Source organism: Microbacterium sp., from assembly GCF_031180975.1.
Classification (GTDB): Bacteria; Actinomycetota; Actinomycetes; order Actinomycetales; family Microbacteriaceae; genus Microbacterium.
The window spans coordinates 474,911-499,899 of the sequence record NZ_JAPSLI010000001.1; the positions used below are offsets into that span (position 1 = coordinate 474,911).

Annotated in this window: 23 protein-coding genes; 10 read left to right on the forward strand and 13 right to left on the reverse strand. The window is 71.0% G+C overall.

Features of this window, described 5'->3' with window-relative positions; translation table 11 throughout:
- Window positions 1–16 precede the first annotated feature (16 nt).
- Window positions 17–448 carry a nucleoside deaminase gene (locus RIF65_RS02215; protein WP_309065956.1) on the reverse strand — a complete coding sequence of 144 codons (432 nt, stop codon included), beginning with the start codon at window positions 446–448 and terminating at the stop codon, window positions 17–19.
- Between the two features lie 96 nt (window positions 449–544).
- Between RIF65_RS02215 and upp the strand changes: the two genes are divergently transcribed.
- Complete coding sequence (gene upp / locus RIF65_RS02220; protein WP_309065862.1) at window positions 545–1,177, forward strand: uracil phosphoribosyltransferase; 633 nt, start codon at window positions 545–547, stop codon at window positions 1,175–1,177.
- 90 nt (window positions 1,178–1,267) lie between these two features.
- On the opposite strand, the gene RIF65_RS02225 is transcribed toward upp, so the two are convergent.
- The 3 genes from RIF65_RS02225 to nadE all read right to left on the reverse strand — a co-directional run bounded on the left by RIF65_RS02225 (window position 1,268) and on the right by nadE (window position 6,648).
- Entirely contained in the window at window positions 1,268–2,038 is a 771-nt protein-coding gene (locus RIF65_RS02225; RefSeq protein ID WP_309065863.1) for a GNAT family N-acetyltransferase, read from the reverse strand.
- A gap of 220 nt (window positions 2,039–2,258) precedes the next feature.
- Complete coding sequence (locus tag RIF65_RS02230) at window positions 2,259–5,759, reverse strand: TM0106 family RecB-like putative nuclease (protein WP_309065864.1); 3,501 nt, start codon at window positions 5,757–5,759, stop codon at window positions 2,259–2,261.
- Between the two features lie 76 nt (window positions 5,760–5,835).
- The gene (gene nadE, locus RIF65_RS02235) at window positions 5,836–6,648 is read right to left on the reverse strand and encodes an ammonia-dependent NAD(+) synthetase (protein ID WP_309065957.1); all 813 of its coding nucleotides are present in this window, start codon (window positions 6,646–6,648) and stop codon (window positions 5,836–5,838) included.
- A 54-nt stretch (window positions 6,649–6,702) separates the two neighbouring features.
- On the opposite strand from nadE, the gene RIF65_RS02240 reads away from it, so the two are divergent.
- On the forward strand, window positions 6,703–7,260 hold the full coding sequence (locus RIF65_RS02240; protein WP_309065865.1) for a phosphorylase family protein: 558 nt from the start codon (window positions 6,703–6,705) through the stop codon (window positions 7,258–7,260).
- Window positions 7,261–7,299: 39 nt separating this feature from the next.
- On the opposite strand, the gene RIF65_RS02245 is transcribed toward RIF65_RS02240, so the two are convergent.
- From RIF65_RS02245 to RIF65_RS02255, 3 genes are all read right to left on the reverse strand, one after another.
- On the reverse strand, window positions 7,300–10,380 hold the full coding sequence (locus RIF65_RS02245) for an SMC family ATPase (protein ID WP_309065866.1): 3,081 nt from the start codon (window positions 10,378–10,380) through the stop codon (window positions 7,300–7,302).
- Window positions 10,380–11,549: an exonuclease SbcCD subunit D gene (locus RIF65_RS02250; RefSeq protein ID WP_309065867.1), complete on the reverse strand. Its 1,170-nt coding sequence runs from the start codon at window positions 11,547–11,549 to the stop codon at window positions 10,380–10,382. The genes RIF65_RS02245 and RIF65_RS02250 overlap by 1 nt, the downstream gene beginning before the upstream one ends.
- A 65-nt stretch (window positions 11,550–11,614) precedes the next feature.
- Complete coding sequence (locus tag RIF65_RS02255) at window positions 11,615–11,917, reverse strand: GNAT family N-acetyltransferase (RefSeq protein WP_309065958.1); 303 nt, start codon at window positions 11,915–11,917, stop codon at window positions 11,615–11,617.
- Window positions 11,918–12,260: 343 nt separating this feature from the next.
- Between RIF65_RS02255 and RIF65_RS02260 the strand changes: the two genes are divergently transcribed.
- Together RIF65_RS02260 and RIF65_RS02265 are read left to right on the forward strand one after the other, a co-directional pair.
- The gene (locus tag RIF65_RS02260) at window positions 12,261–12,992 is read left to right on the forward strand and encodes a winged helix-turn-helix domain-containing protein (protein ID WP_309065868.1); all 732 of its coding nucleotides are present in this window, start codon (window positions 12,261–12,263) and stop codon (window positions 12,990–12,992) included.
- A 207-nt stretch (window positions 12,993–13,199) separates the two neighbouring features.
- Window positions 13,200–14,228, forward strand: coding sequence for a DNA-3-methyladenine glycosylase family protein (locus tag RIF65_RS02265; RefSeq protein WP_375142118.1), 1,029 nt, complete (start codon window positions 13,200–13,202; stop codon window positions 14,226–14,228).
- A 238-nt stretch (window positions 14,229–14,466) separates the two neighbouring features.
- Here the strand turns inward: RIF65_RS02265 and RIF65_RS02270 are convergent, their stop codons facing one another.
- From RIF65_RS02270 to RIF65_RS02285, 4 genes are all read right to left on the reverse strand, one after another.
- The gene (locus tag RIF65_RS02270) at window positions 14,467–15,237 is read right to left on the reverse strand and encodes an iron ABC transporter ATP-binding protein (RefSeq protein WP_309065870.1); all 771 of its coding nucleotides are present in this window, start codon (window positions 15,235–15,237) and stop codon (window positions 14,467–14,469) included.
- Entirely contained in the window at window positions 15,234–16,286 is a 1,053-nt protein-coding gene (locus RIF65_RS02275) for an iron chelate uptake ABC transporter family permease subunit (RefSeq protein ID WP_309065871.1), read from the reverse strand. The genes RIF65_RS02270 and RIF65_RS02275 overlap by 4 nt, the downstream gene beginning before the upstream one ends.
- The gene (locus RIF65_RS02280) at window positions 16,279–17,265 is read right to left on the reverse strand and encodes an ABC transporter permease (RefSeq protein ID WP_309065872.1); all 987 of its coding nucleotides are present in this window, start codon (window positions 17,263–17,265) and stop codon (window positions 16,279–16,281) included. Before RIF65_RS02280 ends, RIF65_RS02275 begins: the two co-directional genes overlap by 8 nt.
- Window positions 17,266–17,326: 61 nt before the next feature.
- Window positions 17,327–18,334 carry a siderophore ABC transporter substrate-binding protein gene (locus RIF65_RS02285; RefSeq protein WP_309065873.1) on the reverse strand — a complete coding sequence of 336 codons (1,008 nt, stop codon included), beginning with the start codon at window positions 18,332–18,334 and terminating at the stop codon, window positions 17,327–17,329.
- Between the two features lie 96 nt (window positions 18,335–18,430).
- Here RIF65_RS02285 and RIF65_RS02290 point away from each other — a divergent pair, with 96 nt between their 5' ends.
- From RIF65_RS02290 to RIF65_RS02310, 5 genes are all read left to right on the forward strand, one after another.
- Entirely contained in the window at window positions 18,431–19,198 is a 768-nt protein-coding gene (locus RIF65_RS02290) for a siderophore-interacting protein (protein WP_309065874.1), read from the forward strand.
- A 29-nt stretch (window positions 19,199–19,227) separates the two neighbouring features.
- Window positions 19,228–20,058 (forward strand): alpha/beta fold hydrolase, encoded by an 831-nt coding sequence (locus RIF65_RS02295; RefSeq protein WP_309065875.1) that lies wholly within the window; start codon window positions 19,228–19,230, stop codon window positions 20,056–20,058.
- 108 nt (window positions 20,059–20,166) lie between these two features.
- Window positions 20,167–20,319 carry a hypothetical protein gene (locus RIF65_RS02300; protein WP_309065876.1) on the forward strand — a complete coding sequence of 51 codons (153 nt, stop codon included), beginning with the start codon at window positions 20,167–20,169 and terminating at the stop codon, window positions 20,317–20,319.
- A gap of 154 nt (window positions 20,320–20,473) precedes the next feature.
- Window positions 20,474–20,884 (forward strand): VOC family protein, encoded by a 411-nt coding sequence (locus RIF65_RS02305; RefSeq protein ID WP_309065877.1) that lies wholly within the window; start codon window positions 20,474–20,476, stop codon window positions 20,882–20,884.
- 202 nt (window positions 20,885–21,086) lie between these two features.
- Complete coding sequence (locus tag RIF65_RS02310; protein WP_309065878.1) at window positions 21,087–21,494, forward strand: VOC family protein; 408 nt, start codon at window positions 21,087–21,089, stop codon at window positions 21,492–21,494.
- Window positions 21,495–21,497: 3 nt separating this feature from the next.
- Here RIF65_RS02310 and RIF65_RS02315 read toward each other — a convergent pair whose 3' ends face one another.
- Window positions 21,498–22,439 carry a LysR family transcriptional regulator gene (locus tag RIF65_RS02315; protein ID WP_309065879.1) on the reverse strand — a complete coding sequence of 314 codons (942 nt, stop codon included), beginning with the start codon at window positions 22,437–22,439 and terminating at the stop codon, window positions 21,498–21,500.
- A 78-nt stretch (window positions 22,440–22,517) separates the two neighbouring features.
- Here RIF65_RS02315 and RIF65_RS02320 point away from each other — a divergent pair, with 78 nt between their 5' ends.
- The gene (locus RIF65_RS02320; protein WP_309065880.1) at window positions 22,518–24,242 is read left to right on the forward strand and encodes an L-aspartate oxidase; all 1,725 of its coding nucleotides are present in this window, start codon (window positions 22,518–22,520) and stop codon (window positions 24,240–24,242) included.
- A gap of 1 nt (window position 24,243) precedes the next feature.
- Here the strand turns inward: RIF65_RS02320 and RIF65_RS02325 are convergent, their stop codons facing one another.
- Entirely contained in the window at window positions 24,244–24,984 is a 741-nt protein-coding gene (locus tag RIF65_RS02325; protein WP_309065881.1) for a pyrimidine reductase family protein, read from the reverse strand.
- Between the last annotated feature and the right edge of the window lie 5 nt (window positions 24,985–24,989).

Genomic DNA, 24,989 nt, shown 5'->3' on the forward strand with positions numbered 1-24,989 from the left:
ACGGCGGGCTCGGAGCTCAGCGGCGCTGTTCGAAGAACTCCCGGAGCAGTGCCGTGGCGGCATCCGCTTCCACCCCGCCGACCACCTCGGCGCGGTAGGGAAGCCGGCGATCGCGCAGCACGTCGTACATCGACCCGGCCGCTCCCGCCTTGTCGTCCCACGCGCCGAACACCACCCGGCCGACGCGGGCCTGCAGGATCGCGCCCGCGCACATCACGCACGGCTCGAGGGTGACGACCAGCGTGTGTCCCTCCAGATTCCACGACCCGTGCGCCTCGGCGGCGGCGCGCAGGGCGACGACCTCCGCGTGGGCTGTGGGGTCGTGGGTCTGCTCTCGCAGGTTGCGCCCCTCCCCCGTCATGCGACCCGACGGATCGAGCACGACCGCGCCCACGGGCACGTCGCCGGCGGCGCCGGCGTCAGCGGCGAGCGCGAGGGCACGCGTCATCGCGGCGGCGATCGGGTCTGCTGCGGTCACGTGTCCTCCCGACGGTCGAGCCTAGCCGCCGCGCGCGCATCGACCTCGGCGAAGTAGCCTGTACGCATGCGCGTTCACGTGGCCGACCACCCCCTCATCACCCACAAGCTCACCGTGCTGCGTGACCAGAACACCCCGTCGCCGGTGTTCCGCCAGCTCACCGAGGAGCTGGTGACGCTGCTCGCCTACGAGGCGACCCGCAACGTCAAGGTCTCGCCGATCGAGATCCAGACCCCCGTGACGAAGACGACGGGCGTGAAGATCTCCGAGCCGCGCCCGATCGTGGTGCCGATCCTGCGCGCCGGCCTCGGCATGCTCGAGGGCATGGTCAAGCTGCTGCCCACCGCCGAGGTCGGGTTCCTCGGGATGGTCCGCGACGAGGAGACGTTCGAGCCCGTCACGTACGCCGAGCGGCTTCCCGACGACCTCAGCGACCGGCAGTGCTTCGCCATCGATCCGATGCTCGCGACGGGCGGATCGCTGGGCGCGGCGATCCAGTTCCTGTTCGACCGCGGCGCGAAGGACGTCACCGCGATCTGCCTGCTCGGCACTCCCGAGGGTCTCGCCGCGATCGAGAAGCTCGTCGGTGACCGCGACGTCACGCTCGTGCTCGGCGCGCTCGACGAGGGACTGAACGAGAAGGGCTACATCGTGCCCGGTCTCGGCGACGCCGGCGACCGGCTGTACGGCACGGTCTGACTCGGGTTCGCACCGCGTCGGCTGCAGCATCTGACGTCTGCGACATCGATCGATGGCGCGGATGCCGGAAACTGTCGCACACGCGGTGCGTCAGCCGAGTTCCAAGACGTAGCAGCGCTCATCCCCGTAGTGCGTGAACCCGGCACGGGCGAGGATCGGCGCGGATGTCGTCACGCGGCCCTTGACGAGCGCCGTCGTCGCCCCGGACTCGGCGCCGATGCGCATCCGCTCCGCGAGGACGGCGCGGTAGGCACCGCGGCCCCGGAACTCAGGCAGCGTGGCGGCGCCCCACAGGCGAAGGAATCCGTCGACGATCGTGCATCCACCGGTGCTCACCGCGACGCCGTCGACACGGGCGAGGACTCGCGCGCCCTGGCCGGATGCCAGCGACTCAGTGACCTCGGCGAGCTCGGCCTGCAGACCCTCGTCGTCGAGCGGCTGCTGCTCCCAGACCGGCACGTTGATGGCATCCATCGCCCGCACCTGCTCGAGGGTGCGTACCGTCTCGACCACGACGTCGTGCGGCACGTCGATCGGGACTCCGGCCACGGGCCGCGCGAGGACCGCGACGGTGTCGGTGTGCGCGGCGCCGCGGCGCCGCAGTTCGTCCTCGAGGTCGGGCCGGTCGGATGCGTTCGTCCAGAACGTCAGCCGGGACTCGCCCCACTCCCGGGTGACCGCGAAGGCGTGGTCGATGACCGACGCCGGATCGAGCTCGGATGCCACCTGCGAGGCCCGCACTCCCCCGCCGAAGCGCGCCGGGTAGCGGACGAGCTGCAGATGCGTGTTCTCCTGATCGCTGCCGCGCGGGAACCAGACCCACGCCGCGGAGGCGCGAAGGATGTCATCGACCGAGTGCATGCTAGCAAATTAGCATGCGCGGGTTCGTCGGGAGGCTTGCGCTGGCAACACGTCCGCTGCAGAAAACAGCATCCGCTACATCGATCAATGGCGCGGATGCCGGAAACTGGCGCACACGTGGGGCGCGGGCACCTGCGGGTGCGCGCACGAACCCGCGCACGCACCCGCACGGGCACAGGCACGGCGCGCGACACTCGCCCACCGGGCGGGGACTCCGCGCTCAGGCGTCGCGGTCGGCTCCGACCAGACGGGCGAACGCGCTGAGCCGGGCAACACCCTCCGGGGTCCACGGCAGGTCGTCCAGCAGCGCCGGTGAGTGCACCAGGTAGGCGACGCTCTTGGCCCGCGAGATGGCGACGTTGAGACGGTTCTGCAGCAGCAGGAACTCCGGGCCGCGCGGCGCGTCCCGACCGCTGGACGCCGCCAGCGACGTGATGGACACGACCGCTTCCTTGCCCTGGAAGTTGTCCACGGTGCCCACCGCGACGCGGCCGAGACCCACCGCGCAAAGCTCTTCGTGGATGAGCTGCTTCTGCGCGTTGTACGGCGCGACGACGATGATGTCCTCCTCGCCGAGCGGACGTGGCGCGTCCCCGTTGTCCGCGTAGGTGCGACCGATCAGGTCGCGCACGATCCGCACCACTTCTGCGGCCTCCTCGGCCGACTGGGTCGCATTGCCGCGGTGCCGCACCGGCACCACGTGCAGCCCGGGTTCCACCCCCTCGACGATGCGGTGCTCGGCCCCGGGAGCCGACGCCAGCTTGCCGGCGTACGACAACCGCGACACCGGCGCCGCGACAGCGGGATGCATGCGCCAGGATTCAGCGAGGAGGTAGCCGTAGGCGGGGTCGATGACGGCATCCCCGTCCATCACCCAGCCCAGAGCCGAGGTGTCCACGGGTTCGGGGTGCGCACCCTGGCTGACCTGCGGGAGCTGTTGCGGGTCGCCGAGGAGCAGCAGCCGTTTCGCACCGGCGGCCACCGCGATCGTCGACGCCAACGAGAACTGACCGGCCTCGTCGATGACGAGCAGGTCGAGCCCGGCGCGGTCGACCCGGCGGGTGTTGCTGAAGTCCCACGCCGTGCCACCGACGACGGCGCCGTGCTCGGCGTGCTCGGCGAGGAACGCCGCCATTCCGTCCTTGCGGATGACGGTGAAGCACGGGTCGGCATCCGGGTCCTTCGGCGCCTTCGCCACCTGCTCGGCCGGCACCCCGTCGGCGACGACGCGCTCGAGCAGGTTCTCGACGATCGCGTGCGACTGCGCGACCACCCCCACGGTGAAACCGTGCTCACGGACGAGTCGGGAGATCACGTGCGAGCCGGTGTAGGTCTTGCCGGTGCCGGGCGGGCCCTGCACCGCCAGGTAGCTGCGGTCGAGATCCAGAACCGCACGCACGATGGCATCCACCGTGTCGTCGCCCGGGTCGGGCAGCGGCCGGCCGGAGATGGTCCGGGGCACGGCGCGACGCAGGATGTCGGTGGCCGGGTCCCTCGGGAACTCCGGCGCGGCGTGCTGCACGGTGCCGGCCCACTCCTCGATTGCGCCCTGCTGCGACGCCACGTTCGGTGGAGCGGCCGGGGTGAGGGCGAGCGGCAGCTCGTCCCAGATCTGTCCCTGAACGGTGCGCTCGCGCACCAGGTAGCCGTCGTCGAGCACCTCGACGATCTCCACTTCGTGCGGGACGTGGATCACCCGCGACGGCGCGTGCACGTCGAACGGCGGCGGGGCTGCGTACAGCGCGAACGGGCGGCCGCCGACGCCGATGGTGCTGCCAGGGGCGACCTCGCCTCGAAGCCGCAGCAGCCGCGTCTGCGCACGCCGGCCCTCATCGACGGCCCAGTCCTCCTCGACGGCGCTGGCCTCCTGGTCGATCCGCAGCACGTCGCGAGTGCTCTCCCAGAGCGAGACCGGCTCCCTGAGCCGCTGGAAATGTCCCTGCCAGAAGCTCTTCGCCTCGCGCGGGTAGTAGTCGATCGCGGCCGCGGCGACACGGTACGCCTCACCGTCGCGCCCCTCCGCCTGCGCCCGCTGCGCCTCGTTCTGCAGCGACACCGACAGCGGCGACGGCTCGTAGGCGCGGGTCTCCGGATCGTCGGGGGGAGCGGGGAGCACCCCCGCCTGCCGCGCGAGGCCGATCAGCCAGTCGCGAAGGCGCCGCGTCGACACGCAGTCGTACCGGTTGTAGTCGGCCAGATCGTCCAGGATCGCCTGCGCGTCGGCACCCCGGCCGTGCGCCAGCAGCTCGCGCGCCTGCACGTACTGGACGATGGACTCGTCACCCTTCTGCACATCGCTGGTGCGCACTTCGGCACCCATGTACAGCGGTTCGAGCTTCTTGATCGAGTACGACCGCGAGCCCACCCGCACAGACCGCAGCACGATCGGATACAGGTCGACGAACACGCCCTCGCGGAGCAGGCGATCGACGTCGGCTTCCCCGACACCGTGGCGGGCGGCCATCGCGGACAGATGCGCGGTCTCGTACGGGGCGTAGTGGTAGATGTGCATGTCGGGGTGCGTCTGCCTGCGCACCTTGACGAACTCCAGGAAGTCCAGCAGCGCCTGCTTCTCGTCGGCGAAGGTGTGCGCCCACAGCGCGCTGTACTGTTGGGCGTTGTCGGTCCAGCCGAAGAGGTAGTCGATGCCCCACTGCGCGCTCTGCCCGGCCCCGACCTGTTCGGTGTACAGCGGGTCGCCCTCGAAGTCGAAGAAGATGTCGCCGCGGCTGGGCCGCGGCATCAGGCTGATGGCGTTCGCCGACACCAGTTCGAAGGGCGGCGCTTCCCCCGGCTCCGCGGGCGCGCCCAGCTGCAGCCGGGCCTGGGCACGCAGGGCGGCGAAGGTGTCGCCGTTCATGCCGTCCGGCGCATCGGTCGCCTCGGCGAGCTCGTCGATGGTGCGGATGCCGGAGGCGCGCAACCGCTGCCGCTGCACCGGCCGCATGCGGGCGACCAGCAACAGGTCGCGGTGCGCGGTCACCTGCTCCTCGCACGTGGCACAGCGCCCGCATGCGGTGATCTGCAGATCGTCGCGGTCGTCGCCCCACGCGAGCGGTTCGCCCGCGACCCCGTCGTGGATGCGACGGTCGGCGATCAGGGCCCGGAGCCGAGCGCGGCGGACATGGAACAGCGGCAGCAGGTCGTCGACGGCGTGCGTGCTGACCGTACGGTCGCCGAGGATCAGGTCGACCTCGTCGGCCCGCGGGATGCCGAGCCGGTCGAGCTGGTCGACGTATGCCGCGAGCTGCATGAGTGCGGTAACGCGGGCAGTGCGGGCGAGCTTGGTGTCCTGCACCCGCCAGCGACCGTCGGCGTCGCGGCGCAGGAAGTCGGCGAACCCGACGAACTCGTCGGTGGCGAACGCGGCCTGGAACACGACGGTCGCCGCGGACCGCAGCGCCCGTTCGGTCTCTGCGACCGCGGTGCCCAGCTCGACGGCATCCGCCGACGACACCTTCGGCAGGGCGACCACGCCGGGGCCGCCGTCCGACGCCTCGCCGTGCTCGGCGATGTAGTCGGCGAGCACGGCCCGCTCGTGCACGTCGCCGAGTTCGGCGGCGCGCGCCAGGGTGACGTCCTCTGGTTCCTCGACCGCGGGCACGCGGCCGAGTTTGGCGTCGAGCGCCCGCGCCCAAGCGAACTCGCACTCGGCCGCCGCCTTCAGGTCGCTGGCGCTCCAGACGACGCGGGGCGGGCTGGCAGAGGTGACGACGCGCACGGAAGCTCCCAATCCGCGGCCTTCGGGGGCCGCTCATTCGAGACTATCCGCGGCCTCCGACGTTCCCCGGCCGGCGTCAGCGCCACCAGTCGTCGGCTGGCGTCACGGGCAGGTGCCGCTTGTGCCTGGTCGCGACGTAGCGCGCCTCGATACGCGCGGCGACGTCGGGGTCGACCTGGTGTCCTTCCAGGTAGTCGTCGATCTGCTGGTAGGTGAGCCCGAGCTCGTCCTCGTCGGGCCGACCCGGCTGGTCGTCGAGCAGGTCCGCAGTGGGTACCTTGTAGGCGAGCCGGTCGGGTGCGCCCAGCTGCAGCAGCATCGAGCGTCCCTGGCGCTTGGTGAGCCCGGCCAGCGGCACGACATCCGCAGCGCCGTCGCCGAACTTCGTGTAGAAGCCGGTGACCGCCTCGGCGGCGTGGTCGGTGCCGATCACGAGCAGCCCGTCGTGCCCGGCGAGCGCGTACTGGGTGACCATGCGGATTCGCGCCTTGATGTTGCCCCGGTTGAAGTCGGTGATGTCGGCGCCGCTCGCCTGTTCGAAGTCGGTGGTGAGCCCGTCGACACCATGCTGGATGTTCACCTCGACCGCCTTGTCGGCACGGATGAAGTCCAGGGCCGCCTGGGCGTCGTCGGCGTCCTGCTGCACCTTGTACGGCAGCCGGACGGCGAGGAAGCGCGCCTCGCGACCCTCGGCGCGGACGCGTTCCACGGCCAGCTGCGCGAGACGTCCGGCGAGCGTGGAGTCCTGGCCACCGGAGATGCCGAGCACGAACCCCTTCGCGCCGGTCGAGGTGAGGTAGTCGACGAGGAACCGGATCCGGTTCTCGATCTCGGCCTCGGGGTCGATGTCCGGCCGCACCCCCAGGTCGGCGATGATCTGCTGCTGCATGCTCACGGCTTCCTCCTTCGTCAGGTAACCAGTGTCACCTGCCAGGATGGCTACGTGAAACTCCTCGTCGCCGCCCTCGAGTCCGAACTGCAGGCCTTCCCCACCGACCTTCCCGGATTCGACCGGCTGGTCACCGGCCCCGGCAAGCTGAAGGCCGCCTACGGACTGACCCGCGCCCTGGACGCGAAGAAGTACGACGAGGTGCTCGTGGTCGGCACCGCGGGAGCGGTGGAGGATGCCATCGACGCCGGCGTCTACGACGTGAGCGCGGCGATCCAGCACGACGTGCAGGACCTGGACGGGATCGTCGGGCAGCACGTGTCACTGCCGGCGCGGATCGAGACCGGGCGCGAGGGTCTGACCATCGCGACGGGCGACATCTTCGTGGACGACGCGGATGCCGTGCAGCGGATCCGCTCGCTCGGCGGCGTGCTGGTCGACATGGAGACGTTCGCGTTCGTGTGGGTGGCGCAGCAGTTCGGCGTGCCGATCCGCGTGCTGCGGGCCGTGTCGGATCGCGCGCAGGACGGCGCGACGACGATCTGGGACGACATGGTGGCGGCGTGCAGCGCCCAGCTGTGGGCGCGCGTGCAGGCCGAATACGCCGTCTGACCGGCATCCGCTCGGGTCGGGGTGCGGGGCAGTGCGGCGTCAGCGGGCGTCGATGACGCTGGGACCGTCGGGCAGGGCGCGGACCGTGAGTTGAGCCGGGATCTGCTCCTGCATCGCCTCGACATGGCTGATCACGCCGACCGTGCGGCCGCCCTGGCGCAGCTCGTCGAGCGTGCGCATCGCGGTCTCCAGGGTGTCGGCGTCGAGTGATCCGAACCCCTCGTCGATGAAGAGGGTGTCGAGCCGGATGCCGCCGGCGCGCGCCGTGACGACCTCCGCGAGTCCGAGGGCGAGCGCCAGAGATGACAGGAACGTCTCGCCGCCTGAGAGCGATTTCGCCGGCCGAGTGTGGCCGGTGAAGGCGTCGAAGACGACGATGCCGAGACCGGATGCCGCACCGCGGGCCGCCAGCGCGTCGGAGTGCCGCAGCTGGTAGCGCCCGTCGGACATGTCGTGCAGCCGCAGGTTGGCGGCGTCGACGATCTCCTCGAGTTCCGCGGCGAGCACGAAGGTTTCGAGGTTCATCTTGTGGGTGTTGCCGGAGCGTCCGGCGAGGGTGTCGGCCAGGCCGCGCAGCACCTCGTACTCCTCGGCCTGCGCGGCAGAGGCGGCGTGCTCGGAGGCCGCGGCGTCGACAAGCGCTGTGAGGTTCTGCTGCACGCCGCGGGCGCGGCTGTCGCCGTCGACGGCCTGCATCCAGGCCTGGCGGGCGTCGGCGGCGGCCTGCTCGAACGGCGCCAGGTCGATGGGGTCTTCGGGGAGGACGCGCAGCTCGAGCGCGAGCAGGATCTCCTTCTCCTTCTCGCGCTGCACCGTGTGCTGCGTGATGCGGGCGTCGAGGGCTGCGATCTCGGATGACGGCAGCAGCGCCGCCTCAGCCGCTCCGGCGTCGGGGAACGGGGAGTCCGCGATCGCGGCGTCACGCTCCGCGATCGCCTCGGCGGCTGCCGTGGCGCGGGCGATGCGATCGTCGATCGCGTCGGCAGCGCCCTCGGCCGTGGCGATCTGCTCCTTCGCCTCGCCGAGGCGTGCGGCCACCGTGGGGTGATGACCACGCGCAGCGGCGATCAGCTTATCGGCGTCCGCGGCGCGCTGCTCGGCCAGCGAGAGGGCGGTGCGCAGCGCGGCGAGCATCTCAGAAACGTCGGCGCGGTGCTGCTCGAGCTCCTGCGCGCGCTGCTCGGCGTCACGGAGCTGCGCGTCGAGTTCCTGCGCGCGATGCGCGGCAGCCAGCGCCGCGGTGTGCGCCTCGGTCGCGGTGGCGAGTTCGGTGTCGGCCTGCTCGACGGTACGGCCGCCGGCGCGCTCCATCGCGGCCGCGTGCTCGGCGGTGAGAGTCGCGACGCGCCGAGTGGCGGCGCGCTCCGTCTCGGCGGCGGCATCCCGGGCCGTCTCCGCGGCGGCGATGTCGTCGGCGGAGACCGGGTCGGCGTGCTCGGCGGGTGCCGGATGCTCGGTCGCGCCGCACACCGCGCACGGCTCGCCCGGCACCAGAGCGGATGCCAGTTCGCCGGCGAAACCGTCCAAGCGGCGCCGACGCAGGTCGGCGAGCGTGTTCTGCGCGGCGGCGTGCGCGGTCGAGGCCTCGGACTCGACACGGATGGCGTCTTCGCGCTGCGCGTGCAGCCGCTGCGCCTCGGTCGTCCCGGCGAGCCGGGCACGGGCGTCATCGACCGCGCGGGCGAGATCGTCGGCGCGGTCGCCGGTGCGTCGCGCCTCGTCGCGCCGGGCGGTGATCTCGGCGCGGCGGGCGGGGAGCTCCGCGCGCTCGGCGTCGATCGCCTCCAGCTCGGCGGATGCCGTGTCGACGGCTTCCTTCGCGGCGGCGATCTCCGCATCACGTGCACGGGCCTGCTGCTCCAGTTCGGCAGCGCGCTGCCACGCGCCGCTCTCGCGGGTGCGCTCGGACGCCCAGGCGCGCAGCGGCTCAGGAGCCCGGCCAGGGTCGGGGGCCCGGCCGTCTTGGGTCGCCGAGCCTGTCGAAGCGACGTCGGGCCCTTCGACAAGCTCAGGGACCCAGGAACCGTCAGCCGCCAGGAGTGTGGCCAGTTCCGGGATCCGGGCGGCGGCGCGGACGGCATCCGCTTCGGCCCGCTCGGCGTCGGCGAGCGCGGCCGCAGCACGCTTCGCGGCCGCGATCAGGCCATGCAACCCCTCCGCCGCCCGCGCCCGGTCGCGCCGCGCGACGGCATCCGCGATATCGTCGGCCTCGGCGTCGAGCGCGGCCAGGGCCGCCCGGGAGCGGTCGCGCTCCCGTTGTGCGTGGGCACGCTCCCTGGCATCCGTCAGCGCGGTGTCAGCCGCGGCGTGCCGACGCTCGGCGACCTCTCGTTCGGCCGTGAAGCGCTCGACCTGATACTCGGCGCGAGTGATCGCGCGGCGCAGTGCGCCGAGGCGGTCCTGGGTGGTCGCGGTCGGGTCGGTCGCCCCGTCGTCTCCCCACAGTTCCGCGTCGGTGACGATCTGCTCGGCCTGTTCGAGCCGCGCATCCACGCCCGCTCGGCGTCCGCTGAGCTCCTGCTCGGCCACGCGGCGGCGCTCGTCGAAGCGCGCCTGGTGATCCGCGAACCGGCCGGTGCCGAACAGCCGCCGCAGAAGCGCCTGACGCTCCTTGCTGTCGGCGAGCAGGAAGTCGGCGAACCGGTTCTGGGCGAGCAGGATGACCTGCAGGAACTGCTCCTGGCTGAGCTGCAGAATCTCCTCGAGCTCGTTGGCCACGTCGACGACGCGCGCGGCCCGCCCGACCCACCCGGCGTCGGTGAGCTCCTCGAGCACCGCGGACGGCGCCTGCGTGGTCATACCGCCGCCGCGTTTCGCAGGCCGCTCGTACGCGGGCGAGCGGGTCACCCGGAACCGGCCGGCGACCGTGCTGAACTCGACCGACACGGAGGTCGGGTCGTCGGGTTCGCAGTGGTCGCTGCGCAACCGCTTCTCGCCGCCGTCGTACCGCGGCACGCCGCCGTACAGCCCGAAGCAGACGGCGTCGAGGATGCTGGACTTGCCCGCGCCGGTACGCCCGGCGATGAGGAAGATGCCGTCGTCGGCGAACGCGTCGAAGTCGACGACCTGCTTGGCGCGGAACGGTCCGAACCCCTCGACCTCGAGGCGGTGCAGCTGCATCAGACGAGCGCCTCGGCGCGCACCCGGTCGTCGAGCACCTCGTGGATCAGCTCCGCCTCGCGCTCGGTCGGTCCTTGACCGGCGCGCACGTGCTGCAGGAACGCGTCGACGCGGTCGAAATCCGTCACCGCGGTGCGCAGCCGCTGCGCGTAGGAGCGCTCGTCGGCGGCATCCGCCCCCTCGGGCTGGTGCTGCACCAGCGCGCAGTAGGGGAACCGGTCGCGCAGGCGGCGCATCGGCTCGTGCTGGGGCACGGCGTCGGTGTAGACCGCGCACACCCAGCTGTCGGCGTGCAGCGCGACGTTGGCGTCGGTGAGGATCTCGTCGAGCGTGCCGGTGAGGGTCACCAGCGGCCTCGGCACGGGAAGCGCCAGCCACGTCGTGGAGACCAGCCCGTCGGCGTCGAGCTCGACCAGCCAGGACCCGCGTTCCTTGTGCTGCTCGCCGAAGCTGTAGTGCAGCGGCGCCCCCGAATAGCGCACCCGATCGGCGAGCTGCTGCCGGCCGTGGATGTGCCCGAGGGCCACGTAGTCGGGCCCGTCGAACGCGGCGATCGGGACAAGATCGAGGCCACCCTGGCGCACCTCGCGCTCGAGCCCCACGGTGGCGTCGACGCCTGCCGCGAAGCAGTGCGCGACGGCGACCGCGCGGCCGGCGTGGGCGGCCATGCCCGCGCGGACCAGGTCCATGGCGTGGCTCATCGTCTGCGCCTGCGTCCGCAGCGCGGGGCCCTCGCCGTCGGCATCCGTCCAGTGCTGGCGGACGATCGCCGGCTCGAGGTAGGGGATGCCGAAGAAGTGCACCGGCCCGTGCTCGTCGTGCACCGTGACGGGCGTCGCGATCGCGAGCGGGTCGGTGAGGACGTGGATGCCGTCGCGCAGCAGCCCGGAGTGGAAGCCGAGCCGTGCCGCCGAGTCGTGATTGCCGCTGGTCATCACCACGGTCGCGCCCGTCTCGTGCAGCGCGAGCAGCGCCCGGTCGAGCAGCGTGTAGGCGGCCGCGGCGGGGGTGGCGGAGTCGAACACGTCACCGGCGACGACCACGACGTCGACGTCGTTCTCGCGCACCTGCTCGACGAGCACGTCGAGCACTTCGGACAGCGCCGCGAGCGTGGAGTGCCCGTGGAACGTGCGGCCGATGTGCCAGTCGGAGGTGTGCAGGATTCGCATACTCACACGGTACGGACGGCCTCCGACATCGCCTCCGAGGCGTGCCGTGCGAGGGCAGGACCGCCTCAGCGGCCGGCGAGCAGCCGCTGCTTGTCGGGGTGCCGGTCGAACCAGTCGGCGACGTACCAGCAGACCGGGATGACGCGGCGGTCGCCGCGCGCCTCGATGTCGGCGACCGCTCCCTCGACGACCAGGCCGGCGTACCCGTGGCCGCGGAACGCCGGGATGGTGAACGCGCGGGTCATGGCGATCGTGCGGCCGTCGTCGCGGTAGTCCAGGACGCTCAGCAGCACGCCGTCGCGCGTGAGGGTGTAGCGCGAGGCGTCCTTGTCGTCGGCGAGCACGAACTCGGAAGCATCAGCGGGCATCGACACGTCCCCACGTTACGCCCTGTGACACGCGCAGGATCGACACGTTTTGACACGGCGGGTCATGATCCGAAATAATCGCCCCCATGACCACCAACGCACGCCCCATGTCCGCCCAGGAGGCGAACGGGACTGCCGGCATGATGATGGCCGGCCGCGTTGGCATGTGTTGCCGAATGTGTTGCTAAGGCGCAACCGCCCTCACCGACTCGTCCTTCCCGCCATCTGCGGGGTCTGAGTCCCGAGCACCGCACCCCGTGTGCTCGCCCCTCCACCGGCTCCGCCCGGTCATTCGTGCAACGCATTCCGAGCTCGTCGCTCGCATCCCCCAAGGACCATCATCATGTCGAACACCGCACTCCTCGAGCGTCCCGTCGCCGCCTCCGCCCGCAACGTCTCCACCCGCACCGCCCCCGTGCGCACCGTGCCGGTCAAGCCCGTCAGCGACCCGGCCACTGCGGATCTCCCCGCCGTCCGGTCGCCGCGCGGTTTCGCCCTCTACGTCGGCATCGACGAGATCAAGGCCGCCGAGGCCGGCGTGAGCCTGCCGCTGCTGGTCGACGCACTGCGCCGGACGCTCGCCGAGCTTGCCCCGAACGCCGAGACCCACGCCACCGTCGCCCTCGCGCCGCACGGCTCCGGCGGCCGCGACCTCGACGTCGTGCGCCTCGCCCTGCAGGAGCCGGGCGCCATCGCCCGCTCCAAGGCCGCTGCCGAGGAGGAGAAGAGCGAGGAGCCCGGCGTCGTCGTCGACATCTCCCGCAAGCGCGTGCTGCTGGATGGCGAGTCCGCCGGCTTCACCTACAAGGAGTTCGAGCTGCTGCAGTACCTGGTGCTGCGCGAGGGCAGCACGATCGAGCGCAGCGAGCTCGTCTCGGCGCTGTGGCAGGCGTCCTCCGAGGAGGAGGCACCCGGCGAGCGCACGATCGACGTGCACGTCCGCCGACTGCGCGCCAAGCTCGGCCGCCACGAGGACATCGTGCGCACCGTGCGCGGCGTCGGCTACCGCTTCGACCGCCACGCCGACGTCGTGATCCGCTACGGTCACGGGACGCCGTCGCCCGACCGGTTCTGAACCGCGGGCCCCGGGCCGTTCCTCAGGCGTGCGGCGGTGTGCGGCGGGGTGCGCCGTTGTCGCTGTTTCTCACGTGCGCGCCAGCTTGCGGCATCCGCGCCATCGATCGATGCAGCGGATGCCGGAAACTGCAGCGCACACGGTGCGAGGCGCGGACCGCGCACCGGCGTTGTCGGCAGGGCCGCGTAGGGTTCTTGCATGACCTTGATGGCGGATGCCGCGCAGCGGCCGGCCGGGCTCACCGGCGCTCCGCCGACAGGCGTCCGCTCCGCGCACCCGCCATCCACGGCACCGCCCAACCCCAACGATTCCGTTGCGCACACCTCTCCGCGTGAGACGGTCTACCGCCCGCGGCATCCGCTCGACCTCGACCGCACCGTCGGCGTGCTGCGCCGCGGCGGCACCGATCCCACCATGCACCGCGAGGGCTCGCGCATCTGGCTGGCCTTCCGCACCCCGTCCGGCGTCGCCACGCTCGCGCTGCGGGCTGCGACCGGCGAGGTTCGCGCGACGGCGTGGGGGCCGGGCGCCGACGAGGCGCTGGCGTCGGTACCCCGGCTGTGCGGCGCGGACGATGATCCCACCGGGTTCGACGCGTCCCGGCATCCGCTGATCGCCGAGACGGCACGGCGCAATCCCGGTCTGCGGCTGGCGCGCACCGACCGCGTCTTCGACGCGCTGGCGGCGTCGATCATCGAGCAGAAGGTGACCACGATGCAGGCGTTCGGCGCCTGGCGCTCCCTCGTCACCCGCTACGGCGAGCGCGCGCCAGGGCCGGCGCCACGCGCGCTGTTCGCCGCTCCCCCGCCCGAGGTCTGGCGGCGCATCCCGTCGTGGGCGTGGCACCGCGCGGGTGTCCAGCCGCCGCAGTCCCGCACCCTCGTCGGCGCCGCCGCGCGCGGTGCGAGCGTGCAGCGCGCCGTCGCCGCGGCAGCCGACGGCCCGGCCCGAGACCGGGTGCTCACGTCCCTGCCCGGCGTGGGCGTCTGGACGGCTTCCGAGACCCGCGCGCGCTCACTCGGAGACCCGGACGCTGTGAGCGTCGGCGACTTCCACCTCGCGCATCACGTCGGCTACGCGCTCACCGGCTCCCGCACCGACGACGACGGGATGCTGGAACTGCTCGCTCCGTGGGAGGGCCACCGGCATCGGGTGATCCGCCTGATCCTGGCATCCGGCGCCACCGAGCCGCGGCGCGGCCCCCGCCTCGCCCCCGAAGACCACCGCCGCCGCTGACCGCCCGCGCCCCGTCGCCGCGCGCGCCGTGCCCGCGCGCGCCGTGCCCGCGCCGTGAGACTTCTCTTTCAGCACGAAACATGACGACTGGCGTGCTGTCTCATGTCAAAAGAGAAGTCTCGCCAGATCGCCCACCGCCACCCGCCGTGATACTTACCTTTCAGCATGAGACTTCACGACTGGCGTGCTGTCTCATGCAGAAAGAGAAGTCTCACCAGAACGTGCGCACCGCCGCGGGTCAGTAGTACACGGCCAGGGGGCCGCTCGGGCCGTCCACGACCTGCACCTCGGTGTCGAAGACGCGGCTGAGCACGGCATCCGTCATGATGTCCGCCGGGCGACCGAACTCGACGACCTGCCCGTCCTTCATGGCGCAGATGTGGTCGGCGTAATGCGCGGCGAAGTTGATGTCGTGCAGCACGATGACGATCGTGCGGCCGAGCTCCTCTGCGGCACGGCGAAGCAGCCGCATCATCTGCACGGCGTGCTTCATGTCGAGGTTGTTCAGCGGCTCGTCGAGCAGCACGACCTCGGTGTCCTGCGCGAGCACCATCGCGACGTACGCCCGCTGCCGCTGCCCTCCCGACAGTTCGTCGAGGTACCGGCCCTCCAGCTCACCGAGGTCGAGGAAATCGATCGACCGGCTGATGATCTCCTCGTCGGCGCTGTTGAGGCGCCCCCTGTTGAGGCGCCCCCTCGAGTACGGGAACCGGCCGAAACCGACCAGCTGCCGCACCGTGACCCGGGTGATGAAGTGGTTCTCCTGCCGCAGGATGGACACGATCCGCGCCAGGTCGGCCGACTTCGTCGACGTGACGTCGTAGCCTGCGATGGCGATGCTGCCGGCATCCATCCCCATCAGCCGGCCCATCATCGTCAGCAGCGTCGACTTGCCCGCCCCGTTCGGGCCGATGAGGGCGGTGATGCCGCCCGCCGGGATGCGCAGGTCGAGCGGACCGATCGCGACCCGGCTGCTGTAGTCACGGCGGACGCCGTCGATGGTGATCACAGCCGCCCCTTTCTGAGGATGACGATGAGGAAGACGATTCCGCCGACCAGCTCGATCACGATGGACACCACGCCCTGCGCGTAGAACAGGTTGCGGACGACGAAGTAAGCGCCGGCCAGGATCGTGAAGGCCGTCAGCGTCGCGACGGGGAAGATCAGCCGGTGATCGTAGGTGTCCGCGAACTGGTAGGCGAGCGTCGCGACGAGGAAGCCGAGGAAGGTCATCGGACCGACCAGCGCGGTGGACGTGGCCATCAGCACGGCCACCAGGAACAGCACGATCAGCAGCTCCCGGCGGTGGTCGACGCCGAGGGAGCGGGCGGTGTCGGAGCCCAGCGCCATGATGTTCAGGCGCCGCGACCGCGCCCACAGCAGCGCGGAGGCGACGACGCACAACGGAATCGCCACGGGCAGATAGGAGGCGTCGGCGTTGGAGATGTTGCCGAACAGGCGTGCGGCGAGCACGTCGAATTCGCTGGGGGTGAGCAGCCGCTGCATGAACGTGGCGACGGCGCCCAGGCCGCCGCCGATGATGATGCCGATGAGCAGCATGATCTGCAGGTCGGCGTAGCGTCCCGAGAGCAGCCAACCGTACAGCAGCATGGCCAGCCCGACCATCACCGCGATCTGGATGCCGAACTGCCAGAGACCCTGGATGGCGACCAGCCCGGCGACGCCGAACAGATACACAGACGTGGTCTGCACGGTGCGGTACAGCGCCTCGAAGCCCATGATCGACGGCGTGATGATGCGGTTCGTGGTCACGGTCTGGAAGCTGACCGTCGCCACGGCCTGGCACACCGCCACGATCACCATCACGAGGACGTTGGTGGCCCGGCGGGCGGCGATGCGCCAGAAGCCGTCGGAGCCGACCGGCATCGGGTTGTCCCATGCCAGCAGGCCGAACGCGAAGACGACGGCCAGCACGATGAGGATGGTGAGAACGGTGACATAGCGGCGGCGCGCTCCGGGTGCGGACAGGGGGCCTGAGACGCGGATGCCGGTGGGCGGCGTCCGCAGTGCGGGGGCGGCGACGGCGGACTCAGCCACGGCGACGCTGCCTGAGCAGAAGGAGGATGAACACGGCCGCGCCGACGACGCCCAGGATCAGCGACACCGGCACCTCGAACGGCATGATGATGGTGCGGCCGATGAGGTCGCAGACCGTGACGATCCCGATCCCGATCACGCACACCCAGGGCAGGTTGCTGCGCAGGTCGTCGCCGCGGATCATCGACACGATGTTGGGCACGATGAGCCCCAGGAACGGCAGGTTGCCGACGACGACCGTGACCACCCCGGTGACCACGGCGATCAGCACAGTGCCGAGCAGGATCACCCTGTCGTATTTCACGCCGATGCTGGTGGCGATCTCCTCACCGAGCCCGGCGACCGTGAGCCGGTCGGCGACGAGGAACACCACCACACCGACGAGCGCGACAATCCACAGCATCTCGTACTGCCCGCGCAGCACGGAGGTGAAGCTGCCCGCGAACCACACACCCAGGCTCTGCAGCGTGTTCGTGACCAGCGCGAGGTAGGTGGAGGACGCGCCGACCACGGCGCCGAGCATGATCCCGACGATCGGCACGATCAGAGAGGAGCGCAGCGATACGCGCCGGAGGAACAGGAAGAACACCAGGGTGCCCACGAACGCCGCGATCACGGCGGCGGCCATCCGCAGCGGGATGGTCGGCTGAGGAACAAGGATCATCACGGCGAGCAGCCCGAGCCCCGCCCATTCGGTGGTGCCCGTCGTGGTCGGCTCGACGAACCGGTTCTGTGTGAGCAGCTGCATCACGAGACCGGCCATCGCCATCGAGGCGCCGGCGAGCACCAGCGCGATCGTGCGCGGGACGCGGGTGATCTGAAACATGTCGCCGCCGTCAGCCCTGCCGGCGATGTCGTACACGCCGGTGAACAGCGAGGCGGCGAGCAGTGCGGCGACGACGAGAATGCCGACGAGCAGCTTGGTGTCGAACAGCCGGCCGGCGGTGCGGGACGGCGTCTGTGAGGTGGTGGCGGTCATGCTCGGAATGCGCCGGGCGACGGCATCCGGTCTGGTGTGCCGGATGCCGCCGCGCCGGATCTCACTTCTCGGCGGCCTTCTCGGCGGCCTTCTCGAGGGCGTCGGCGAAGTCGTTGAGGAACGTCGTGTAGGTCTGGATGCCCTCGTTCAGGTAGGTGTCGGTGGGCATGTAGACGATCTGCTCGTCCTTGACGGCGGTGACGGATGTCAGGGCCTCTGAGCCCTCCAGGATCTCCGCGGCCTGCACGTAGTCCGGGGTCTCGCTGGCGAACACGGCGTCGCGGTCCATGACCAGCAGCCAGTCCGGGTTGGACTCGGCGATCGCCTCGACGGAGATGTCGTCGCCCTGGTGGTCGTCGGTGGCCTCCGGCACCTCGAGCGCGGGAGTCAGTCCGAGGATGTCGAACACCGGGCCGAGCGTGCGGCCCACGGTCGGGGCGATGTAGCCGATGTCGCCGCCGGAGGTGGTGACGGCCATCACGGTGTCGGCGTCGTCGTAGGCCTTCTTGGCGCGCTCGACGGCGGCGTCGAAGTCGTCGACCAGCTTCTTCGCCTCGTCCTGCTTTCCGAACACCTCGCCGAGGACGGTGACCTGCCGCTTGAGCTCCTCGTCGAACGGCTCGCCCTCGCGCGGGTCCAGCTCGAGCACCGTGGCGTCAGGAACGAGCTCGGTGAAATCGTCATGGTACTGCGCGAACCGCTGGCCGTTCACGATCAGGTCCGGCTCGGCGGCCACGACCGCCTCGAGGTCGGGTTCGTTGTGCGTACCGAGGTCGACGACGCCCTTGTCCTTGACGTAGCCGATGGTGTCGGGCATCAGCGAGACGGCGGCGGCGGAGAGCTCGATGCCCCAGTCGGACAGGGTCTGGAAGGTGCGATTGTCGGTGGCGACGACCGACGCGGGCGGGGTGGCGATCTTGTGCGTGCCTGTGTTGTCCTCGACCGTGACAGTGCTCGCCGCCGCCTCCGACTTCTCCGGTTCGGCTGCGGCAGGGCTGGAGCAGCCGGCGAGAGCGAGGATGCTGACGAGGCCGAGACTGGTGCCGGCGAGGATTCTGGGCACGGACATGGAGGAACTCCTGTTCTGCAGTGATCGTTGCGCGTCGAGCGCAGGATGCGGAGCCCGATTCGACTCACGCCATCGATGTTAGGTTAGCCTTACTTTATGAGCATCACGAAATCGGGCTTCACCATCGAGCGTCGCGGACTCGACCTCCGCTTCCGCTTCGCAGAACTCGCCGAGCGGACCTGGCTGGCGCCGGACTACGTCCGTGTACGGCTCACCGGCGCCGATCTCGCGGGCTTCGAATCCCTCGGCGCCGACGACCACATGCGGTTGTTCTTCCCGGCGGGGACGGTGTCTTCGGTCGAGGAGTTGCGCGCCGCGCCGAGCCGCGAGTACACCCCGCTCGCATGGGGCCACGACTGGCTCGACGTCGAGTTCGCGGTGCACGGCGACCAGGGCGTGGCGGCGCCGTGGGCCGCCACCGCGCCGCTCGGATCGCCCATCGGCGTGGGCGGTCCGCGCGGTTCGGCGGTGATCACCGGGCAGCCCGGGTCATGGCTGCTGGTCGGCGACGAGACGGCCATCCCGGCGATCCGCCGGTTCGCGACCCTGATCCCGTCGGGGACGCCGGCGCGCATCGTCATCGAGACGCGCTCGTCCGACGACGAGGTGGCACTCGACGCACCCGCCGACGTCGAGTGGCTGCACCGCCGGGACGCTCCGGCCGCGTCGGCACTGATCGCCTTCCTCGACACGCTGTCGGCCGCGGATGCCGTCGGCCGCGATCCGTTCTGCTTCATCGCCGCCGAGCAGCAGATCGTCAAGCCGGGACGCGCCCTGCTGGAGCGCTGGGGCGTCGACCCGGCACGGGCGGTCGTGAAGGGGTACTGGAAGCGCGGGGAAGCCGAGTACCACGCACCGCACTGAGCGAAACCGCCGCCGCATAGGCTGAGGCCATGTTCGCCGTTGCTCCCGAGGATCGCCACGACGCGTTACCGGCCGATCCGTGCGGCACGGCAGTGCTTCTGCTCGCCGGCTCCAGCGGGCGCGTCGAACGCGAACGCGCCGACCTGCTCGCCGCGCACGGCGCGAGGGTGCGCACCATCCGCTGGTTCGGCGGCGCCGGGCAGCGGCCCGCGCCGCATGAGGTGCCCCTGGAACTGTTCGTCGAGCAGGTCGATCGACTGCGGGCGGAGTGCGAGCGGGTGCTCGTGTTCGGCACCTCATTCGGGGCCGAGCCGGCGCTGTGCACCGCATGCGTCACGCCCGTGGACGGCGTCATCGCGTTCGCGCCGAGCTCGGTCGTGTGGCCCGGTGTACTCGACGGCGACTGGTCGTCGCACTGGACCCATCGGGGTGCGCCGCTGCCGTTTGTCCCCTTCGCGCCCGGGTGGCAGCCCGACGAGGAGCCACCGTCGTTCCGATCGCTGTACGAGGAGAGCCTGCGGCGAGCACCCGAGAGCGCCGCCGCCGCGCGGATCCCCGTGGAGCAGATCGTCGGCGAGGTCGTCCTCGTCGCCGGCGACGACGACCGCGTCTGGCCCGCGGCAGAGTTCGCCGCCCGTATCCGCGCCTCACGCGACGAGCACGGCCTGCGAACAACTCTGGTGTCGCGCCCGGATGCCGGCCACCGCGCGATCCTTCCCGGCGAACAGCCGGCGTTCGGCGGTGTCGGCATGGCCCACGGCGGCACGCCGGAGGCGGACGCCGCCCTTGGGGCGGCGGCGTGGCCTCACATCGTCCGCCTGCTGGGGCTGCAGCCCGAGTCGGCGACGGTTTCCGATTAGTCCTGCGCATACAGCGGGAGACGACTGGTTCTCCACCGCGGACGGTCAACGGCCTCTGCGGGCGACCGGGGTCTGGCATGCTGCGAATGGCGGTGCGACCATGGAGGCGTGGTGAACGACGCGCACATCTGGGCAATCATCGGGGCATTCACAGCCCTGATGTTGGGCATGGTCACCGTGGTCTCCACGCTCTTCGTGGGCGTGCTGCGCGCCGAGATCGGCGGTCTCCGCCAGGAGATGAACGCCCGCTCGACGCCGTGAACGCACCGTTCGACGCGGTCAACATGCGCATAGACGGCCTGGATCGCGACGTGCAGGCTCTGGTGAAGCGCACCTTCGGTCTCGATCCCGACTGACGACTGACACGCCGCGTGCCACCGACCGACCGCACGCCGGCATCCGCAAGACTGGCGGGATGGCGCTTGTCGATCATCTGGGTCTCACCGTCGAAGACGTCGCACGCGGTCGCGCACAGTTCCATCCCGTGCTCACCGCCCTCGGTTACTCGCTGGGCAGTGAGGAGGAGGGCGGGATCTCCTGGCACTGCGGTGATGAGACCGAGATCATCCTCTACGCCCCACGGGAATCCGACACCGGCCCGCACCAGCACGGGCGTGTGGGCTGGCAGCACCTCGCCTTCGCGGTGGATTCCCGCGACGAGGTGCACCGTCTGCACGCCGTCGCCCTCGACTCCGGCTGGCGCGAGGTGCGCGCTCCGAAGCCCTACCCACGCTTCTCGGACCGCTACTTCGCGTCGTTCGTCGAGGACGACAACGGCATCCGGATCGAGTTCATGCACAACCCGCCGGCCGAAGTCCGCGAGTAGCCCCCGCCCCCCGCCCCACCGCCGAGACTTATCTTTCAGCACGAAACATCACGGCTGTCGTGCAGTCTCATGCCAGAACAGAAGTCTCGATGGATGGCGGCGTGAACACGGCGACGACGGGGGTTGTGGTGCGGATCACCGGGGGCGGAGACTGAGCCGTGCCCGGCGCCCGCCGGGGCATCCGTTCGCCGAAGGAGCCGACGTGCCCACGCTCAATCCCTACCTCTCGTTCCGTGACAACGCCCGCGCGGCGCTCGAGCACTACCAGCAGGTGCTCGGCGGCTCGCTGGACATCATGACGTTCGGCTCGATGCCCGACATGGGCTACGACCCGAGCGAGAGCGAGCTCGTCATGCACGGGCAGCTCACCACCGACGACGGCATGGTGCTGATGGCATCCGACACCCCCAGCGGCATGGAGTACCGGCAGGCGCAGGGCATCTCCGTGTCCGTCAGCGGCTCGGAGAGCGATCGGCTGCGTGCGATCTGGGACGGCCTGAGCGACGGCGCGACGGTGGTGCTCCCCCTGGAACCCGCGCCCTGGGGTGGCGAGTTCGGCATGCTCGTCGACCGGTTCGGCATCTCCTGGATGGTCGCGATCAACGACTGAACGTCAGTCGGTTGCCGCCGCAGCGCGCATCCGCTCCGGCGCCCGCCCCGCGAGTTCCCGCGCCGTCCGCACGATGACCTTGTGCATCACTGCGGCGGCCCGCGTGGGCGTCACGTCGGAGCGGTGCGCCAGGCTGACAGTCCGACTGAGCCCCGGTGAGGCCAGCCGCACCGACCGCAGGCCCGGGCGGTCGAGCAGCACCATCGCGGGCACCACCGCGACCCCGAGGCCGCGCTCGACGAAGCGCAGCACGGTGTCCATCTCGGCGCCCTCCACGACGATCGACGGCATCACCGCCGCCGCACGGAACACCGCATCGGTCGCCGCCCGCAGGGCGTAGCTGCTCGGGAACGCGATCAGCGGCAGCGCCGCGAGCCGCTCCACATCGATCGCGTCGCCGTCCGCGACCGGGGGCCGCGCGGCCGATGAGACCACGACCAGCTCCTCGGTGAGCAGCGCGGTGCGCACGAGCGATGCTCCACCGGCGGGCGGACCACCGGATGCCGTGATGAGTGCGAGATCCAGCACGCCGCCGGCGAGCTGCTCCATGAGCAGATTCGTCCCACCCTCGGTGAGCTGCAGGTCGATGCCGGGATGCGCGGCGCGGAACGTGCTCATCGCCTCGGCGACGAGGCTCACGCACAGCGTGGGCGGCGCACCGAGGCGCACCCGCCCGCGCTGCAGACCGGCGAGTTCGGCCATCTCGACCTTGATCGCGTCGGCATCCGCCAGCATCCGCTTCGCGCGCGGCAGCAGTGCTTCCCCCGCGGCGGTGAGCCGGATGTGCCCGCGCGCCCGGTGGAACAGTTCGGACCCCAGTTCCTGCTCCAGCGTCGAGATCTGTCGGCTCAGCGACGGCTGGGCGACGTGCAGGTGCTCTGCGGCCCGGGTGAAATGCCCGAGCCGGGCCACCTCCACGAATCCGCGGAGCTGCTCGAGGTTCATGCTCCATACCATAGCGGCATCATCACCAGTAGAACTATTCATTGGAGTAATCGAGCGACGATTCCTAGCGTAGAAGGCATGTACGAACGCCAGATCTCCACCACCGTCCTCGTCATCGGCACCGGCGGCTCTGGGCTGCGGGCAGCGATCGAGGTCGCCGAGCACGGCGTCGACGTGCTCGCGGTCGGCAAGCGCCCGCGCCGCGACGCACACACCGCCCTCGCCGCCGGTGGCATCAACGCGGCCCTCGGCACCATGGACGCCGAGGACAGCTGGCAGCAGCACGCCGCCGACACCATCACCGAGAGCTACTTCCTCGCCAACCCGCACACGGTCGAGGTCGTCACCCGCGGCGCCGAGCGCGGCATCCGCGACCTCGAGCGCTGGGGCATGGACTTCGCCCGCGAAGACGACGGCCGCATCTCGCAGCGCTTCTTCGGCGCGCACACCTTCCCGCGCACCGCGTTCGCCGGCGACTACACCGGACTCGAGATCCAGCGCACACTGGTCCGGCGCGCCGAGCAGCTGGACGTCCCCATCCTCGACGGCGTCTACATCACCCGCATCCTGGTGCGCGACAACGTCGTCTTCGGCGCATACGGGTTCGACCAACACGACGGCACCCGCTACCTGATCCACGCCGACGCGGTCATCCTCGCCGCCGGAGGACACAACCGCATCTGGCGCCGCACCTCCTCACGGCGCGACGAGAACACCGGCGACTCGTTCCGGCTGGCGGTCGAGGCCGGCGCACGCCTGCGCGACCCGGAACTGGTGCAATTCCACCCCTCCGGCATCATCGAGCCCGAGAACGCCGCCGGCACGCTGATCTCCGAAGCTGCGCGCGGCGAGGGCGGCATCCTGCGCAACGCGCTCGGCGAGCGGTTCATGGCCAAGTACGACCCCAAGCGGATGGAATTGTCCACCCGTGACCGTGTCGCCCTCGCCGCGTACACCGAGATCGCCGAGGGACGCGGCACCGAGAAGGGCGGCGTCTGGCTCGATGTCTCGCACCTGCCCCGCGAGACGATCATGACCCGCCTCCCCCGCGTCTACCAGACCATGCTCGAGCTGCAGATGCTCGACATCACCACCGACCCGATCGAGATCGCGCCGACCGCGCACTACTCGATGGGCGGCGTGTGGGTGCGGCCCGACGACCACGGCACCGATGTCGACGGTCTGTACGCGATCGGCGAGTCTTCCAGTGGACTGCACGGCGCCAACCGGCTGGGCGGCAACTCGCTGATCGAGCTGCTGGTCTACGGCCGGCTCACCGGCCAGGCCGCGATGGCGCACGCTGCGGGCCTCGACGCCCAGCGGCGGTCGGCGGATGCCGTCGCGCAGGCCCGACACGAGATCGACGAACTGCTCGCGGCGGACGGCCGCGAGAACGTGCGGGCGCTGCAGCGCGGCATCCGCAACACCATGACCGAGCATGCGGGCGTCGTGCGCTCCGAGGACGGGCTGCGGGCCGGCCTCGCCGAACTCGACGGGATCGAGCAGCGGATGCTGGAGATCGGCGTCCACCCCGACATCGCCGGCTTCCAGGATCTCGCGCACGCGTTCGACCTCAAGGCGTCGGCGCTGGCCGCGCGCGCGACCTTGGAGGCGGCGCTCGAGCGCCGGGAGACCCGCGGATGCCACAACCGCAGCGACTATCCCGAAACCGACCCGGACCTGCAGGTGAACCTGGTCTGGTCGCCGTCCACGGGCGTGACGCGGGAGGAGATCCCGCCGGTGCCGGCCGAGATCGCGGCGCTGATCCGCGAGGTGGACACGGTGGGGAAGCTCGTCGAGTGAGTCACTCCCGCACGTAGTGCAGCAGCAGCTCGCTCTCGGCGCGCAGCACGGATGCCAGACGCATCCCGACCGGGGCAGCGGGGCCGTGCGCGGTGATCCGACGCGTGGTCTCACCCTCCACCCGCGGCGCGAGCGTGAGGTGCAGGGCGTCGACCACCCCGGCGTCCAGGAACGAGCCGAACAGGCTCGGCCCGCCTTCGCTGTGCACGTGCCGCAGCCCACGGTCGGCCAGCTCGTCGCACAGTCGTGCCGGATCGACGTACTCGTCGCCGGTCTCGATGATGTCGGCCACCTCGGCGAGCGCCGCGTGACGCTCGGGCGGTGCGGACGGCACCGTGCACACGATCGGCCGGACCGGTGCATCCGTGAAGACCGGGGATGCCGGATCGAGTTCCAGCCGACGCGACACCAGCGCGAGCACCGGGTGCGGCGGCATCCCGCGCTCCTCCCGCCAGCGCACGGCGGCGTCGTCGAGTCGCAGGTCATCGTACTCCTCGATGCGCGCCGTGCCGGCGCCGAGCAGCACGACGTCGGCCGGCCACCGCAGCAGTTCGAACAGCCTCCGGTCGGCGGGGTCACCCAGTCCACCGGAGCGGCCCTCGTGGGTCGCGGCGCCGTCCAGGCTGGAGATGAAGTTCATCCGCAGCCAGCGCTGCCCCTCCGGCATCCGCGTCTGCTCGAGCAGGTCGTCGTCGCTCAGGTCGGAGGCCGGCTCGGGCCAGATCCGGTCGATGCGCGCCATGGTCG